Origin of the sequence: Campylobacter concisus (assembly GCF_003048605.1) — a bacterium.
GTDB classification, from domain to species: Bacteria; Campylobacterota; Campylobacteria; order Campylobacterales; family Campylobacteraceae; genus Campylobacter_A; species Campylobacter_A concisus_BM.
This window is the reverse complement of the sequence record NZ_PIRX01000002.1, coordinates 64,110-78,375: the sequence shown is the minus strand read 5'-3', so window position 1 is coordinate 78,375 and position 14,266 is coordinate 64,110. Positions and strand designations below refer to the sequence as shown.

The following is a 14,266-nucleotide window of genomic DNA, read 5'->3' as shown; positions in this document are numbered from 1 at the left end:
CCGTCCTTTATAGTTTTTTTGATTATAACTATTTTATCTCTAGTCTTTTAAAATGATAATCAAACAAAGAGTTTAAATTTATAAACCTAGGCTCCACCTAGAAAATGGCAAGATCTCGCACTTTATCCCCTCGATGCTTTGCTCGGCTTGGTTTGCGACGCTGATGATTTGAAGTTTGCTAACGCCCAGCTCTTTTAGGCTCGCGTGGAGCTTTTTAAATTTCAAAAAGACGATCTCAGGCGCAGAAAATGGTATGCAGATGATTGCAAGCTTCCTTTTACTAAGGAAAAAATCGATCTCTTTTGTATAGTAAATTTCATCTTTAAATTTAAGCAGCTCGCAAAAAACGACATTTGCAAAAACAGCTAAAAAGTCCTTTTTTAGGCACAAAGCGTTGCGAAGTGCGAAATTTGTAAAGTAAATTTTCTTGCTCGTGCTACTCTCATCTAAATTTGGCACAAACTCCACGTATCCACTCTCATTTAGCAAATTTATCGCGCTATAAACGCTATCTTTTGAAATTTTCATCTGCTCTTTTAGGTTTTTATAAATCCCAAAGGCACTTATCGTGTCGTGACACTTTGTCGCGCACTCTTTTAAGATAGCGATGCTTTGCTCGTTTAAATTTGCTCTTAAGAGCTGCTGCAAGTGGGCTGTGACCTCGCTGGAGTCCAAAAATGCGCTCGCTATCTCGTTACCATGAGCCAAAAAGTAGCTAAAAAGCAGGTCTTGGTCTAAATTTTTCTTAAAAAATAGTATAAATTCCTCGTAGTCAAGGTAGTTTAAATTTATGCGTGCAAAGCCATCAAGCGATAGTGAAAATTCCTTGCTTGTAAGGATGATATTTTCAAGTGCATTGCCCTTTAAAAAGTCTAAATTTACAAGATCAGCGCCTTGTAAATTTTCAACTGCGAGCACCTTTATCTGGGTGTTTTTTTCTAAAAAATCTTTTAAATTTGCTAAAAGCGAGGCTCTATCTATCCTTAGATCGTCTAAATTTATATAAAGCCTCTCTTCGCTTTTATAGTGGCTCAAAAACTCATAAACAAGGGCTGTTTTACCGCTTGATACAGCGCCAATGATAAGCGTCTTTGGCGAGATGATCTCATATTTTCTTGGGATAAATTTACTTGATTTAAGCTGCTGATTGTAATAAAGCTCTAACTGGTTCATTTTTTCCCCTTTGCAAGATATATATATAAATTTTTGCTATGCCTTCAGAACCCCCCCCCATTATAAGCGCTATCTCATCGCTTGTTAGTTCATAGAGCTTAAAAACAAGTTTGTCTATTTTTTCGTCATTTATCTTGATTTTGTCGTTTAGTGCGTCGATATTTTCTTTAGCTTCTAGCTTCTCATCAAGGCTTAAAGTAGGCATGTGCTTCTCGTAAAGCTTGATTTTCTCATTGGCTTTTAAAATCTCATCAACTAAATTTATTATCTCGTTTGCTAAATTTCCATTTTGTGGTGTTATTTGCGGGATAGGTATTTCGCCAAAGCTATCGGTGCCTTTTCCACCACCAAAATTAAATTTAAAAGAAAAATACCATTGCAAAAGCTTTGAATTTAAAATTCCAGTCAAAAATTTTAATTGCAATGTATTGTTTTTCTCTAGGGATATGAAATATAACTTGTTGTTGCAAACAAATTTTTTAGTGTCTAGTGCAAAATTTATTTCATTACCTATTTCATTGTAAAAAATTTTATCTTTTTCAAATTCTTCATAATAAGCGATATTATCTTGCGTCTCAAACCATTTATTTGATGTTTTTTTGCGGCAATTTTTACCATTTATAGTTTCGCCACTTTGTGCTATATAAGGTAAAAAAGTTTGTAAATATCCATCAAGGCTTGGAAAATTTTCAATCTCTATCTTTAATGCTGGAAATGTGCAAATGAGCCACAGCCCAGCCCACTCATAGTTATATCTTTTTATATCTCTACCCCTTAAGATCGGTCTTATGAGCTTTTGTATTTGCTCTCTTTCTTCTCCAATGCAGTTATTTAAAATTTTATCACGAGTACTATTGTCGATGATAAATGCTTCGTTTAGTCCGGTTTTGACACCATAATTAATATTCACACCCCAATCTTTTAATGGCTTTGCGACTTTTTCGATCTTGCTTTTTAGTTCAAATTTACTCTTATCAAGGAAAGTAAAATTTATTTCGCTTAGTGTGGATTGTGGTATTTGGATAAATTTTTGCGTTTTTAAATTTATGGTACTTGAAGCTAGGAAATTAAATTTTGAATTTTCATCGGCTCTTATTTTTTTAAAAATAGTAATCGCACTATCTACGCTCGCGTCTTCAAAAACTTTAATCCCAGTAAAATCAATAATGTGTGTTATTTGTGTATTGTCTAATATAAATTTACGTAAATTTTCGCCATAGCTGGCACGGAAAAATTTGTTTGAACATATAAAACCTAAAAGCCCATTTTCTTTTAGATGCATAATGCCAAGCTCATAAAAATAGACAAACAAATCAGCCGTGCCGCTATAAACTTTATATTCTTGTAGGGCAGGCTTTTGCTCTTTTATCGCCTCTTGTCTGACATATGGGGGATTGCCGATAGCGACATCAAATTTAAAGTCAAAAGGAAATTCTAAAAGCGAGTTTGCAGCTACTAAATTTTTACTAATATCTGTTAAAACTCGTCCCTTTGCAGCTGTGCGGAGCCAAAGAGATAGTCTGGCGATCTCGACTGCATCGGTATTTATATCTACGCCGTAAAGATTATTTTCTAAAATCGTGCTTTCTACATCATAAAGTCCCAAGCTCTCTCCCTCATATACTTTGCGGTAAGTATCTAATGCGCTATGTTCGGCAATGAGAAATTCTAAGGCTTGGTTTAAAAACGCACCAGAACCACAAGCTGGATCAAGTATCTTAAGAGATAAAAGCCACTCGCGGTAAGCATAAATTTTATCTTTGATCTCACTTTCTGCTTTGGTTAATTTTTTGGGATTTTTTGGTGCTAGTAGCTCATTTAGATCAAGCCCTAACTCATCTTTTTTAGCTTTACAAAGCGCACCAAGCGAATTTTCAACTATAAATTCTGTTATAAACTCTGGTGTATAAAATATGCCATCTTTTTTACGTTTGCTCTGCTTGGCATCAAACTTGTCATCATTTATTTGCGCATTTAGCTCTTCAAGGTCGTTTAGTGAGCTTTCAAAGATATGTCCTAGGATATTCACGCCTATATCGCTTAAAAAGTCATAGTCGCTTAAAAACTGTGCTTCAAGCACGCTATCATCTATCTTTAGCGCATCAAGCTCGGTGTCTGTGGCAAAAAGTCCGCCATTGTAGCGTTTAATATCAAGGCGTTCACTGCCTTCATCAATGGCTTTAAAGTAAATTTTGTAAAAATCATAAAAACTAAGATCGGTAACTTGGTTTTGAAATTTCTCTTTTATCTCGGCTATCGTGCGAAGCCTTAGCAGCCCACGATCTTCGGCAAAGAGTATAAAAACGAGCCTGTCACATAATTTTTGTGTAAGACTTAAAAGTCTATTTTTATCAATACTAGCATTGTTTTTACATATATTTTTAAAAAGAGTGAGCCTAAATGCGCTAAAGTCTTTATAAAATTTATTTGAAATTTCACGCTCATGGGTAGTAAATTTTTCTTTTAGCTTTAGTGGCAAATCTGTGTTAATACTCTCAAAACTTAGTAATAAATGAAGCTTCTTAAACTCGTCAAAGCTTGCTGTAAAAAGGTCAAATTTTTCAAACACTGTTTTATTGCTGATATAAAAGCGCAGTTCATTAAAATTTGAAACAACAACATATTTGGTATTTTCGTGCGAGACGAAATAGCGAAAAGCTTGATCTACCGGGCTAAGCTCGCGGTTGGACGGAGTTTTATCAAGATGTTGCGTGGTCTGATCTTTTAGCTCAATAACGCATCTAACTTCATCATTTATAATGATTGCACCGTCTGCTTTTTTGCTGTCAGTTTCGTTTTTTTTCTCACGTTCGAGATTGAAATTTGTAGGATCGGTAGTGTCCAAAGTATAGCCAAGGCAGTTTTCAAAGATATCTTTTAGAAACTGCGTCTGAAATTTCTCTTCTTTGAAATTTTTAATCTCGCTAGCTTTTGCTTGATATATTTGTAAATTTAAATAACGCTTCTTAAGCTTTTTCTCGTCTTGTTCTTGAGTTAATAAGAATTTTGTATTAAAGATTGACATTTTTACTCTTTAAAATTTAAATTTTTGGAATTCTAGCTTTTTAAATTTTATACTTTCCTTATCAAAAGGAAATAATTAATCAAAATTCAACAAAAAATAGCGTTTTTCTTGACAACTATAATAGCTTTTTTGTAAAATCCCTATCTCTTTACGAAAGACCTATGTCTTGCTCGTACGATCGCTTGATCCTATGCGAGTTATTTTGATGTAAAGAGGTCGCGAGTTTGCGACAAGTTCTTTTTAAAGGAAAACACATGGAAAGAATCAGGTTAAAGCTAAAAGCTTACGACCATAGAGTTCTAGACCGCACTGTTGCAGCAATCGTAGAAGCTGTCAAACGAACAGGTGCCGACGTTCGTGGCCCGGTACCAATGCCTACAAAGATCAAACGCTATACAGTCTTAAAATCTCCACACATCAACAAAGACTCACGTGAGCAGTTTGAGATGAGAATACACGCTCGTATGCTTGACATCGTAGCTGCTACTCCAGAAACTGTAGATAGCCTAACAAAACTCGACCTAGCTCCAGAAGTTAATGTCGAAGTTCGTGCGATGAAATAAGCGGACAAAAGGATAAGAGTATGGAATATATTGTAGAAAAAATAGGCATGAGTAGAACGATTGCCACGAAGAGTACGCCAGTTACACTACTTAAGCTAGTTGAAGCTAAAGTATGTGAGATCGACGAAAACAAACGTGCTATCGTAGCGTATGCCCACACTAAAGCAAACAACAAAGCTATCGCTGGTCAGCAAAAGAAATACAATCTGACAGCAGAATTTAACAAATTTGCTACGCTTGAAGTAGCTAATAGCGAAGTTGGAAACCTAGACTTTACACCATTAAATGAGGCTAAAATTTTAAAAGTTAGCTTTAACTCAAAAGGTAGAGGCTACCAAGGTGTGGTAAAAAGACATGGTTTCGGTGGTGGTCCAAAAAGCCACGGCTCACGTTTCCACAGACGCCATGGTTCAATTGGTAACTGCGAATGGCCAGGTCGTGTTCAACCAGGTATGAAAATGGCAGGACACATGGGCAATGAGAAAGTTACTGTTAAAAACGAGCTAATAAGCTTTGACGCTCAAAATGGCATCGTAGTTGTAAAAGGTTGCGTTCCTGGTCACAATGGTGCAATGGGTAAAATAAGGATTGTAAAATGAGTAAAATTCACGTACTAAACGATAAATTTGAAAATTCAGGCGAGTTAGAGCTTCCTGCAAGCTACGCTGAAGTAAATCCGCACAACCTATATCTTTATGTAAAATCTTACCTTGCTGGTATAAGAGCAAATTCGGCTCATACTAAAAGCCGTGCTTTTGTAAGCGGTGGTGGTAAAAAACCATGGAGACAAAAAGGACGTGGTGGTGCAAGAGCGGGTTCAACTAGAACTAACGTTTGGGTAGGCGGTGCAGTTGCATTTGGTCCAACAAACGAGAAAAACTATTTTCAAAAAGTCAATAAAAAACAAAAAAGACTAGCTCTTGAATACGCTTTGGCAGTAAAAGCACAAGATGGTAAAATTTTCGCAGTAGATAGCATCTCAATCGAGTCTGGAAAGACAAAAGATGCAGCTAATATCATCAAAAATTTAAAAGTAAAAGACGCGCTTATCGTTAAAGATTTACTAGACGATAAAACACTACTTGCTTTTAGAAATTTAGCAAACTGCTATGTAGTAGATGCAAATGAGGTAAATGCTTATCTTGTCTCTACATTTAGTTCGGTTATCATTGAAAAAGCTGCACTAAAAACTATAACAAAAGAGGGCTAAAATGGCGGATATAACTGATATCAAAACAATTATTTATACAGAAAAAACTCTAGGCCTTCAAGAACAAGGCGTTGTTGTTATCCAAACTTCACCAAGAGTTACAAAAAACAGCTTAAAAGCGGTTTTACAAGAGTATTTTGGAGTAACGCCTGTTCGCGTAAATTCACTTAGAATTAGCGGCAAGGTTAAGCGTTTTAGAGGAAGAGCAGGCCAACGTGACGAGATAAAGAAATTCTACGTTAAGTTACCTGAAGGCGTAAGCCTAGAAAATACGGAGGCGTAAGATGGCTATAAAATCATATAAACCATATACACCTAGTCGTAGATATATGACTGGACTAAGCTCTGAAGATATAACAGCTAAACCAAGCGTTAGAAGCTTGCTTGTTAAACTACCTGCATCTGGCGGTAGAAACAACAATGGTCGTATAACTTCAAGACATAAAGAAGCAGGTGCAAAAAAACTTTATCGTATCATCGACTTCAAACGTCGCAAATTTGGTATAGAAGGTAAAGTTGAAGCGATCGAGTACGATCCAAATAGAAACTGCCGTATCGCTCTTATAGCTTACAAAGATGGCGAAAAACGCTATATCATTAGACCAAATGGCCTAAATGTTGGCGACGTTATCGCATCTATCGATGAGGGCTCACTAGATATTAAACCAGGCAACGCTATGAAATTAAGATTTATCCCAGTTGGTACTATCGTTCATAACGTTGAGCTAAAACCTGGCAAAGGCGCTCAGATAGCTCGTTCAGCTGGTGGTTATGCTCAGCTAATGGGTAAAGAAGAGAAGTACGTTATCTTAAGAATGCCAAGTGGTGAGATGAGACAAGTGCTAGCTGAGTGCATGGCAAGTATCGGTGTAGTTGGCAACGAAGACTGGGCTAACATCACTATAGGTAAAGCTGGACGTAATCGCTACCGTGGTATCCGCCCACAAACACGTGGTTCTGCTATGAACCCGGTTGATCACCCACACGGCGGTGGTGAAGGCAAGAAAAATTCAGGCCGTCACCCAGTTACTCCATGGGGTAAACCAACTAAAGGTGCTAAGACTCGCCGTAAAAAAGCTAGCGATAAGCTTATAATTTCAAGAAGGAAAGGAAAATAGAGATGGCAAGATCACTCAAAAAAGGTCCTTTCGTAGATGATCATGTAATGAAAAAAGTTATTGCCGCAAAAAATGCAAACGATAACAAACCAATCAAGACTTGGTCAAGACGTAGCACGATTGTACCTGAAATGATTGGACTAACATTTAACGTTCATAATGGCAAGAGCTTTATTCCTGTATATGTTACAGAAAATCATATAGGCTATAAACTTGGCGAATTTGCTCCAACACGCACATTTAAGGGTCACAAAGGCTCAGTGCAAAAGAAAATCGGCAAGTAAGGGGAGATAATATGAGTAAAGCAATTATAAAATTCGTAAGACTTTCTCCTACAAAAGCAAGACTTATAGCAAGAGAAGTTCAAGGTATGAATGCCGAGCTAGCACTTGCAAGCTTGCAATTTATGCCAAATCGTGGTGCTAAATTTATAGCAAACGCTATTAGCTCAGCAGTAGCAAATGGCGGATTTGAGCCAGAAGAGGTTGTAGTAACTAGTTGCCGCGTTGATGCTGGTCCTGTATTAAAGAGATTTAGACCAAGAGCAAGAGGAACAGCGAGCAAAATTCGCAAACCTACTTCTCATGTAATGGTAGAAGTATCTAAACCTGAAAAGAAGGAAGCATAATATGGGACAAAAAGTAAATCCAATAGGTCTTAGACTAGGAATTAACCGCAACTGGGAATCTAGATGGTTTCCAACCAAACAAAGTCTTCCTGAAAATATCGGTGAAGATTACAAAATTCGTGCGTTTTTAAAGAAAAAACTTTACTATGCAGGAATTAGCCAAATTCTAATCGAAAGAACGGCTAAAAAACTTCGTGTAACCGTAGTTGCAGCTCGTCCTGGTATCATCATCGGCAAAAAAGGCCAAGATGTTGAAAACCTAAAGAACGAAGTTAGCAAACTTATCGGCAAAGAAGTAAATGTAAATATCAAAGAAGAAAGAAAAGCTCAAGCTTCAGCTCAACTTGCTGCTGAAAACGTAGCTATGCAACTTGAAAAGCGTGTCGCTTTTAGACGTGCTATGAAAAAAGTTATCCAAGGTGCTCAAAAATCAGGCGCTAAAGGTATCAAAATTTCAGTTGCTGGTCGTTTAGGTGGTGCTGAGATGGCAAGAACCGAGTGGTATCTAGAAGGTCGCGTTCCGCTTCATACTCTTAGAGCAAAGATAGATTACGGTGTAGCTGAGGCTCATACAACTTATGGAAACATAGGTATTAAAGTATGGATTTTTAAAGGTGAGGTTCTTCAAAAAGGTGTTCAACCTGAGAAAACTGAAGAAGAGGCACCTAAGAAAACACGTAGAGCAAGAAGAGGTAAATAATTATGTTGATGCCTAAAAGAACGAAATTTCGTAAGCAAATGAAAGGTCGCAACCGTGGTTATGCGACTCGCGGAGCATCTTTAGCAACTGGCGAATTTGCGCTTAAAGCTGTTGAGGCTGGTAGAGTAAATTCACGCCAAATAGAAGCTGCTCGTCAAGCTCTAACTCGTCACGTAAAGAGACAGGCTAAAATTTGGATTAGGGTTTTCCCTGACAAGCCACTTACTAAAAAACCTCTACAAACTCGTATGGGTAAAGGTAAGGCAGGAGTTGAAGAGTGGGTTATGAATATTAAACCTGGTCGTATAATATTTGAAATGGCTGGTGTTGACGAGGAGTTGGCTCGTGAAGCTTTAACTTTGGCTCTACACAAACTTCCTTTCAAATCAAAATTTGTAACGCGAGAGAGTGAAAATGAAATATACTGAGTTAAAAGATAAGAGCGTTGCAGAATTAAACGCGTTGCTAAAAGAGAAAAAGGTGCTTTTATTTACATTGAGACAAAAGCTAAAAACTATGCAGTTAAGCAACCCTAATGAGATTAGTGCTGTTCGCAAAGAGATAGCTCAGATCAACACTGCAATTAGTGCAACAAGACAAGGGGCGTAAAATGGCATTAAAAAGAGAAATTCAAGGTGTTGTTTTACAAAAAGCTGGAGATAAAACAGCTACTATTTTGGTAGAAAGACGCGTTATGCACCCAAGATACCATAAATTTGTAAAACGCTTTAAAAAGTATTTAGTTCATGATGAGAAAAATGAGACAAGAGCAGGCGATACAGTTGTTGCAGTTGAGTGCAGACCACTTTCAGCTCGCAAGAATTTTCGCTTAAAAGCTGTATTGGCAAAGGGAGTTGAGTAATGATTCAAAGTTTTACAAGACTTGCAGTTGCTGATAACAGCGGTGCAAAAGAGTTAATGTGTATAAAAGTTCTTGGCGGCAGCAAAAGAAGATACGCTACACTTGGCGATATCATAGTTTGTTCTGTTAAAAAAGCTCTTCCAAATGGTAAGATCAAAAAAGGACAGGTTGTAAAAGCTGTTGTTGTAAGAACTAAAAGAGAGGTTCAAAGAGATAATGGTTCGCTAATCCGCTTCGACGAGAACGCAGCTGTTATACTTGATAGCAAAAAAGAGCCAGTCGGCACTCGTATTTTTGGACCAGTTGGACGTGAAGTTAGATATGCTAACTTTATGAAGATTGTTTCGCTAGCTCCGGAGGTTTTATAATGGCTAATGTAAAATTTAAAGTCAAAAAAGGCGATACTGTAAAGATCATCGCTGGTGACGATAAAGGCAAAACTGGTAAAATTTTAGCAGTCCTTGCAAAAAAAGGTCAGGTTATAGTTGAGGGATGCAAAGTAGCTAAAAAAGCTATCAAACCAAGCGAAAAAACTCCAAATGGTGGTCACATAAATAAAGAGATGCCAATTGACATATCAAACGTCGCGAAAGTTGAAGGATAAGAGATATGAGTAGATTAAAAGATAAATTTAACGAAACTATCAAGCCAGCTCTCGTAAAAGAATTTGACATCAAAAATCCAATGCTTATCCCTGCGCTCGAGAAAATTGTGATCAGTGTAGGTGCTGGAGACTCTGCGAAAGATCAGAAAGTGCTTCAAAATATGGCTGATACCATTTCACTTATCGCTGGACAAAAAGCAGTTATCACTGATGCTAAAAAATCAGTTGCTGGCTTTAAAGTTCGCGAAGGTTTCCCTGTTGGTATTAAAGTAACTTTGAGAAAAGAGCAAATGTATGCTTTCTTAGATAAGCTAATCAGCGTTGCTCTTCCAAGAGTTAAAGACTTCCGTGGTCTTCCAAAAAATGGCTTTGATGGACGCGGAAACTATAACTTCGGTCTTAGCGAGCAGCTAATGTTTCCAGAGGTTGAGTACGATAAAATTTTACGAACTCATGGTATGAATATTACGATTGCTACTACGGCTAAAAACGATAAAGAGGCATTCAAATTGCTAGAGCTATTTGGTGTGCCGTTTGCAAAAGGAAAGTAAAATGGCAAAGAAATCAATGATAGCAAAAGCTGCACGCAAGCCAAAATTTGCGGTTCGCGGCTATACTAGATGCCAAATTTGCGGTCGTCCGCACTCTGTTTATAAAGATTTTGGAATTTGCCGTGTTTGCCTAAGAAAAATGGCTAACGAAGGCCTAATACCTGGTCTTAAAAAAGCAAGTTGGTAAGGAAGAGAAATGTTGAACGATTTAATATCAGATGGATTAACACGCATTAGAAATGCAAGTATGAGAAGACTTGAGACTGCGAAATTGCTTCATTCTAAGGTTGTTGAGGCTACTCTTTCTATCCTTGCAGCAAAAGGCTATGTAGAGAGCTACAACGTTATCGAAGAAGGTAACAAGAAATTTATAAACGTAGTTTTAAAGTATGATGAGTACGGCAGAAGCGTTATAAACGAGCTTAAAAGGGTTTCAAAACCTGGTCGCCGTGTTTATCAAGGTAAAGACGACATTAAGCGTTTTAAAAATGGTTACGGAACAGTTATCGTTAGTACAAGCAAAGGCGTTATGAGCGGTATTGAGGCAAGTAAAGCTGGCGTTGGCGGCGAGGTTCTTTGCACCGTTTGGTAATAAACTGCGTTAAAAGCGCTATTTTAACCTTATAGCTTAAGGTTAAAATTTCTTTTTAGCTAGGTGAAATTTTATATTTCGCCAAAGCTAAATTTAGAAATTCAAATGAAGGTTTCGTCAAATTTGACGATCAAATTTACGGCATTGTGGTGTTTATTCGTAAATGTAGGAACACCCTAGACAAGTAAAGGAAAAAAATGTCACGTATTGGAAAACAGCCTATCGCTATCCCAAGTGGTGTAGACGTTAGCGTTGAAAATAATGTCCTAAAATTTAAAAAGGGCAATCACTTAAAAGAGCTTGACACAAAAGGTCACGTTGATGTCAAGATAGAAAATGGTCATATAGTTTTTGCTCCAAAGGGCGAAGATCGCCAAAGCAGAGCTTACTGGGGAACATATAGAGCACTTGCTAACAACATCGTAACTGGTATCACTCATGGCTTTACTCGCCAGCTTGAGATCAACGGTGTTGGTTACAAAGCAGCTGCAAAAGGTAAAATTTTAGAGCTTTCTCTTGGTTTTTCACACCTTATCAACTATGAGCTACCAGCAGGCGTTGAAGCTAGCGTTGATAAAAACGTTATTACTATCAAAGGTGACGACAAACAAGTAGTAGGTCAAGTGGCTGCTCAAGTTAGAGGATTTAGACCACCTGAGCCATATAAAGGCAAGGGTGTTAAATATCTAGAAGAACGTATCATCCGCAAAGCGGGCAAGACATCTAAGAAGTAAGGAGCGGTAAATGACAGCAAAAGTACTAAAAAGAAAAATCGCTCTTAGAATTAAGAGAAAAAGAAGAATCAGAGGTAAAATTTCTGGTGTTGCAACTTGCCCAAGAGTTTCTATTTTCAAATCAAACAGAACTCTTTATGTTCAAGCGATTGACGACGTTACAGCTACTACACTAGCTGCAGTTGATGGTAGAAAAATAGGCATAAAAGCAAATAAAGAAGGTGCGGTCACTTTAGCTAAAGAATTTGCTAAGGCTTTGAAAGCTAAGAAGATAGATGTTGCAATTTTTGATAGAAATGGTTATTTATACCATGGCGTTATCGCAGCATTTGCTGAAGCTTTAAGAGAAAATGGCATCAAGCTATAACCCAAAGGAAAATCGATGGAAAAATATAATAGAGAAGAATTTGAAGAAGTAATCGTCGATATCGGTCGGGTTACAAAGGTTGTTAAAGGTGGTCGTAGATTTAGATTTACAGCTTTAGTTGTTGTTGGTAATAGAAATGGCCTAGTTGGCTTTGGATATGGCAAAGCTAAAGAGGTACCAGATGCGATGAGAAAAGCGATTGACGACGCATTTAAAAATATTATCCACGTTAAGATCAAGGGCACAACTATCCCTCACGATGTAGAGGTAAAATACAACGCAAGTAGAATGCTACTTCGCCCAGCTAGCGAAGGTACTGGTGTTATCGCTGGTGGTAGTGCGCGTCCTATTATCGAGCTTGCAGGTATTAAGGATATCCTTACTAAATCACTTGGCTCAAACAACTCAGCAAACGTCGTTCGTGCTACTATAAAAGCACTTAGTTTGCTAAAAAGCTAAGAGAAAGGAGTTAAGATGGCATTAGAAAAATTAACACCTGCTGCAGGTTCAACTCATGCAACTAAAAGAATAGGTCGTGGTCAAGGCAGTGGCAATGGTAAAACTGCTGGCAAAGGTAACAAAGGTCAAAGAGCAAGAAAAGGCTACAATGAGAAAAGAGGCTTTGAGGGCGGACAACAACCACTTCAAAGACGTCTTCCAAAGGTAGGCTTTGCTTCTAAATTTGAAAAACCTTATGTTATCAATGTTGAAAAGATCGCAGCTATAAAAGAGCTTGCAGAAATTTCAATCGCAACAATAGCTAGCGTTCATAAAATTTCAAAGAGCGTTACTAAGATAAAACTAATCGGTGCAAGCGCAAAAGCTCTTGCTTCAAAGATCAAAGACGAGAACGTTAGCGTTAGCGGAACAAAATAATGGATAAAACACTGACCAACAAGATTTTAATCACGTTGGCATTTTTGTTCGCATACAGGATACTGGCTTATGTGCCAGTTCCTGGTGTTAATGTCGACGTAATTAAAGAATTTTTCAATTCAAACAATAGCAACGCCTTGGGTCTATTTAATATGTTTAGTGGTAAGGCCGCTGAGCGTTTAAGTATCATATCTCTGGGCATCATGCCCTACATCACAGCTTCGATCATCATGGAGCTTCTAGCAGCGACATTTCCAAAGTTAGGTCAGATGAAAAAAGAGCGCGACGGTATGCAAAAATATATGCAAATCATACGTTATGCGACCATCGTTATCACTCTTGTACAATCAATCGGCGTCTCTATCGGACTTCAAAGCTTAAGCGGTCGTGGTGGCGAGCAAGCTATCATGATAGATATGAATTTATTTATCGCGATCTCTGCTGTATCTATGCTAACTGGCACCATGCTACTTATGTGGATAGGTGAGCAGATCACGCAGCGCGGTATAGGCAATGGTATAAGTCTTATCATCTTTGCGGGCATCGTTTCTGGCATACCTAGTGCGATCGGCGGAACTGTAAATTTGGTAAATACTTCTGAGATGAATTTCCTAACAGTCATCGCTATTTTGGTGATCATTTTAGCGACTATTGGCGCTATTATCTTTGTCGAGATGGGCGAAAGACGTATCCCTATCTCTTACTCAAGAAAAGTGATAATGGAAAATCAAAACAAACGTATAATGAACTATATACCGATCAAAGTAAATTTAAGTGGCGTTATCCCACCGATATTTGCTAGTGCGATTTTGATGTTTCCAAGTACTATTTTACAGGCTAGCACAAATCCAGTAATCCAGGCTATCAACGACTTTTTAAGTCCAAATGGCTATATGTTTAACGTTTTGACATTTTTATTTATCATCTTCTTTGCATTTTTCTATGCATCTATCGTGTTTAACACAAAAGATATAAGTGAAAATTTGAAAAAACAAGGCGGATTTATCCCAGGTGTTAGACCAGGCGAGAGCACAGCTAGCTATCTAAATGAAGTAGCTGGCAGGCTAACTTTAGGTGGAGCTTTGTACTTGGGTATCATTTCAACATTACCTTGGGTACTTGTAAAGACTATGGGCGTACCATTTTATTTTGGTGGTACATCAGTTCTTATCGTAGTTTCAGTAGCACTTGATACGATGAGACGTATAGAAGCTCAGTCTTATACAAACAAATACCAAACTCTAAGTGCAGTAGGTCTATAAA

At 37.7% G+C, this 14,266-nt stretch carries 23 protein-coding genes; 21 read left to right on the top strand and 2 right to left on the bottom strand.

Translation table 11 applies throughout. The annotated features are described in order from the left end of the window. Nucleotides 1-78: 78 nt before the first annotated feature. A complete protein-coding gene (locus CVS86_RS01675) occupies nt 79-1,173 on the bottom strand; it encodes an ATP-binding protein (protein ID WP_107790765.1) in 1,095 nt (364 codons plus the stop codon). Next, entirely contained in the window at nt 1,136-4,198 is a 3,063-nt protein-coding gene (locus CVS86_RS01670) for an Eco57I restriction-modification methylase domain-containing protein (RefSeq protein ID WP_107790764.1), read from the bottom strand. The genes CVS86_RS01675 and CVS86_RS01670 overlap by 38 nt, the downstream gene beginning before the upstream one ends. Before the next feature lie 254 nt (nt 4,199-4,452). On the opposite strand from CVS86_RS01670, the gene rpsJ reads away from it, so the two are divergent. The 21 genes from rpsJ (at nt 4,453) to secY (ending at nt 14,265) form a co-directional block, all read left to right on the top strand. Continuing rightward, the gene (gene rpsJ / locus CVS86_RS01665) at nt 4,453-4,761 is read left to right on the top strand and encodes a 30S ribosomal protein S10 (protein WP_009295257.1); all 309 of its coding nucleotides are present in this window, start codon (nt 4,453-4,455) and stop codon (nt 4,759-4,761) included. Nucleotides 4,762-4,781: 20 nt separating this feature from the next. Beyond that, nucleotides 4,782-5,360 carry a 50S ribosomal protein L3 gene (gene rplC, locus CVS86_RS01660; protein ID WP_002941563.1) on the top strand — a complete coding sequence of 193 codons (579 nt, stop codon included), beginning with the start codon at nt 4,782-4,784 and terminating at the stop codon, nt 5,358-5,360. Continuing rightward, on the top strand, nt 5,357-5,971 hold the full coding sequence (rplD, locus tag CVS86_RS01655) for a 50S ribosomal protein L4 (protein WP_012140561.1): 615 nt from the start codon (nt 5,357-5,359) through the stop codon (nt 5,969-5,971). The genes rplC and rplD overlap by 4 nt, the downstream gene beginning before the upstream one ends. A gap of 1 nt (nt 5,972) precedes the next feature. Then, nucleotides 5,973-6,254: a 50S ribosomal protein L23 gene (locus CVS86_RS01650; protein WP_002941535.1), complete on the top strand. Its 282-nt coding sequence runs from the start codon at nt 5,973-5,975 to the stop codon at nt 6,252-6,254. A 1-nt stretch (nt 6,255) separates the two neighbouring features. Further along, the gene (gene rplB / locus CVS86_RS01645) at nt 6,256-7,089 is read left to right on the top strand and encodes a 50S ribosomal protein L2 (RefSeq protein WP_103567076.1); all 834 of its coding nucleotides are present in this window, start codon (nt 6,256-6,258) and stop codon (nt 7,087-7,089) included. A gap of 2 nt (nt 7,090-7,091) precedes the next feature. Beyond that, nucleotides 7,092-7,373: a 30S ribosomal protein S19 gene (rpsS, locus tag CVS86_RS01640; RefSeq protein WP_002941639.1), complete on the top strand. Its 282-nt coding sequence runs from the start codon at nt 7,092-7,094 to the stop codon at nt 7,371-7,373. Nucleotides 7,374-7,384: 11 nt separating this feature from the next. Continuing rightward, nucleotides 7,385-7,717 carry a 50S ribosomal protein L22 gene (gene rplV, locus CVS86_RS01635; protein ID WP_009295259.1) on the top strand — a complete coding sequence of 111 codons (333 nt, stop codon included), beginning with the start codon at nt 7,385-7,387 and terminating at the stop codon, nt 7,715-7,717. A 1-nt stretch (nt 7,718) separates the two neighbouring features. Continuing rightward, nucleotides 7,719-8,417 carry a 30S ribosomal protein S3 gene (gene rpsC / locus CVS86_RS01630; RefSeq protein ID WP_002941650.1) on the top strand — a complete coding sequence of 233 codons (699 nt, stop codon included), beginning with the start codon at nt 7,719-7,721 and terminating at the stop codon, nt 8,415-8,417. A gap of 2 nt (nt 8,418-8,419) precedes the next feature. Continuing rightward, nucleotides 8,420-8,845, top strand: coding sequence for a 50S ribosomal protein L16 (rplP, locus tag CVS86_RS01625; protein ID WP_002941572.1), 426 nt, complete (start codon nt 8,420-8,422; stop codon nt 8,843-8,845). Then, entirely contained in the window at nt 8,832-9,026 is a 195-nt protein-coding gene (rpmC, locus tag CVS86_RS01620; RefSeq protein ID WP_002941625.1) for a 50S ribosomal protein L29, read from the top strand. The genes rplP and rpmC overlap by 14 nt, the downstream gene beginning before the upstream one ends. 1 nt (nt 9,027) lies before the next feature. After that, entirely contained in the window at nt 9,028-9,279 is a 252-nt protein-coding gene (gene rpsQ, locus CVS86_RS01615; protein ID WP_002941511.1) for a 30S ribosomal protein S17, read from the top strand. After that, nucleotides 9,279-9,647: a 50S ribosomal protein L14 gene (gene rplN / locus CVS86_RS01610; protein WP_002941516.1), complete on the top strand. Its 369-nt coding sequence runs from the start codon at nt 9,279-9,281 to the stop codon at nt 9,645-9,647. Before rpsQ ends, rplN begins: the two co-directional genes overlap by 1 nt. Continuing rightward, a complete protein-coding gene (rplX, locus tag CVS86_RS01605) occupies nt 9,647-9,883 on the top strand; it encodes a 50S ribosomal protein L24 (protein ID WP_103569885.1) in 237 nt (78 codons plus the stop codon). Before rplN ends, rplX begins: the two co-directional genes overlap by 1 nt. 5 nt (nt 9,884-9,888) lie before the next feature. After that, a complete protein-coding gene (gene rplE, locus CVS86_RS01600) occupies nt 9,889-10,434 on the top strand; it encodes a 50S ribosomal protein L5 (RefSeq protein ID WP_002941643.1) in 546 nt (181 codons plus the stop codon). A gap of 1 nt (nt 10,435) precedes the next feature. Then, a complete protein-coding gene (locus CVS86_RS01595) occupies nt 10,436-10,621 on the top strand; it encodes a type Z 30S ribosomal protein S14 (RefSeq protein WP_002941532.1) in 186 nt (61 codons plus the stop codon). Between the two features lie 9 nt (nt 10,622-10,630). Beyond that, on the top strand, nt 10,631-11,026 hold the full coding sequence (gene rpsH / locus CVS86_RS01590; RefSeq protein WP_009295261.1) for a 30S ribosomal protein S8: 396 nt from the start codon (nt 10,631-10,633) through the stop codon (nt 11,024-11,026). Between the two features lie 197 nt (nt 11,027-11,223). After that, nucleotides 11,224-11,760, top strand: coding sequence for a 50S ribosomal protein L6 (rplF, locus tag CVS86_RS01585; protein ID WP_002941606.1), 537 nt, complete (start codon nt 11,224-11,226; stop codon nt 11,758-11,760). Between the two features lie 10 nt (nt 11,761-11,770). Next, nucleotides 11,771-12,127: a 50S ribosomal protein L18 gene (gene rplR, locus CVS86_RS01580; protein ID WP_002941658.1), complete on the top strand. Its 357-nt coding sequence runs from the start codon at nt 11,771-11,773 to the stop codon at nt 12,125-12,127. Nucleotides 12,128-12,142: 15 nt separating this feature from the next. Continuing rightward, nucleotides 12,143-12,586 (top strand): 30S ribosomal protein S5, encoded by a 444-nt coding sequence (gene rpsE, locus CVS86_RS01575; protein WP_002941646.1) that lies wholly within the window; start codon nt 12,143-12,145, stop codon nt 12,584-12,586. 15 nt (nt 12,587-12,601) lie between these two features. Beyond that, nucleotides 12,602-13,003, top strand: coding sequence for a 50S ribosomal protein L15 (gene rplO / locus CVS86_RS01570; RefSeq protein WP_002941506.1), 402 nt, complete (start codon nt 12,602-12,604; stop codon nt 13,001-13,003). Beyond that, nucleotides 13,003-14,265 carry a preprotein translocase subunit SecY gene (gene secY, locus CVS86_RS01565; protein WP_009295263.1) on the top strand — a complete coding sequence of 421 codons (1,263 nt, stop codon included), beginning with the start codon at nt 13,003-13,005 and terminating at the stop codon, nt 14,263-14,265. Before rplO ends, secY begins: the two co-directional genes overlap by 1 nt. Nucleotide 14,266 lies beyond the last annotated feature (1 nt).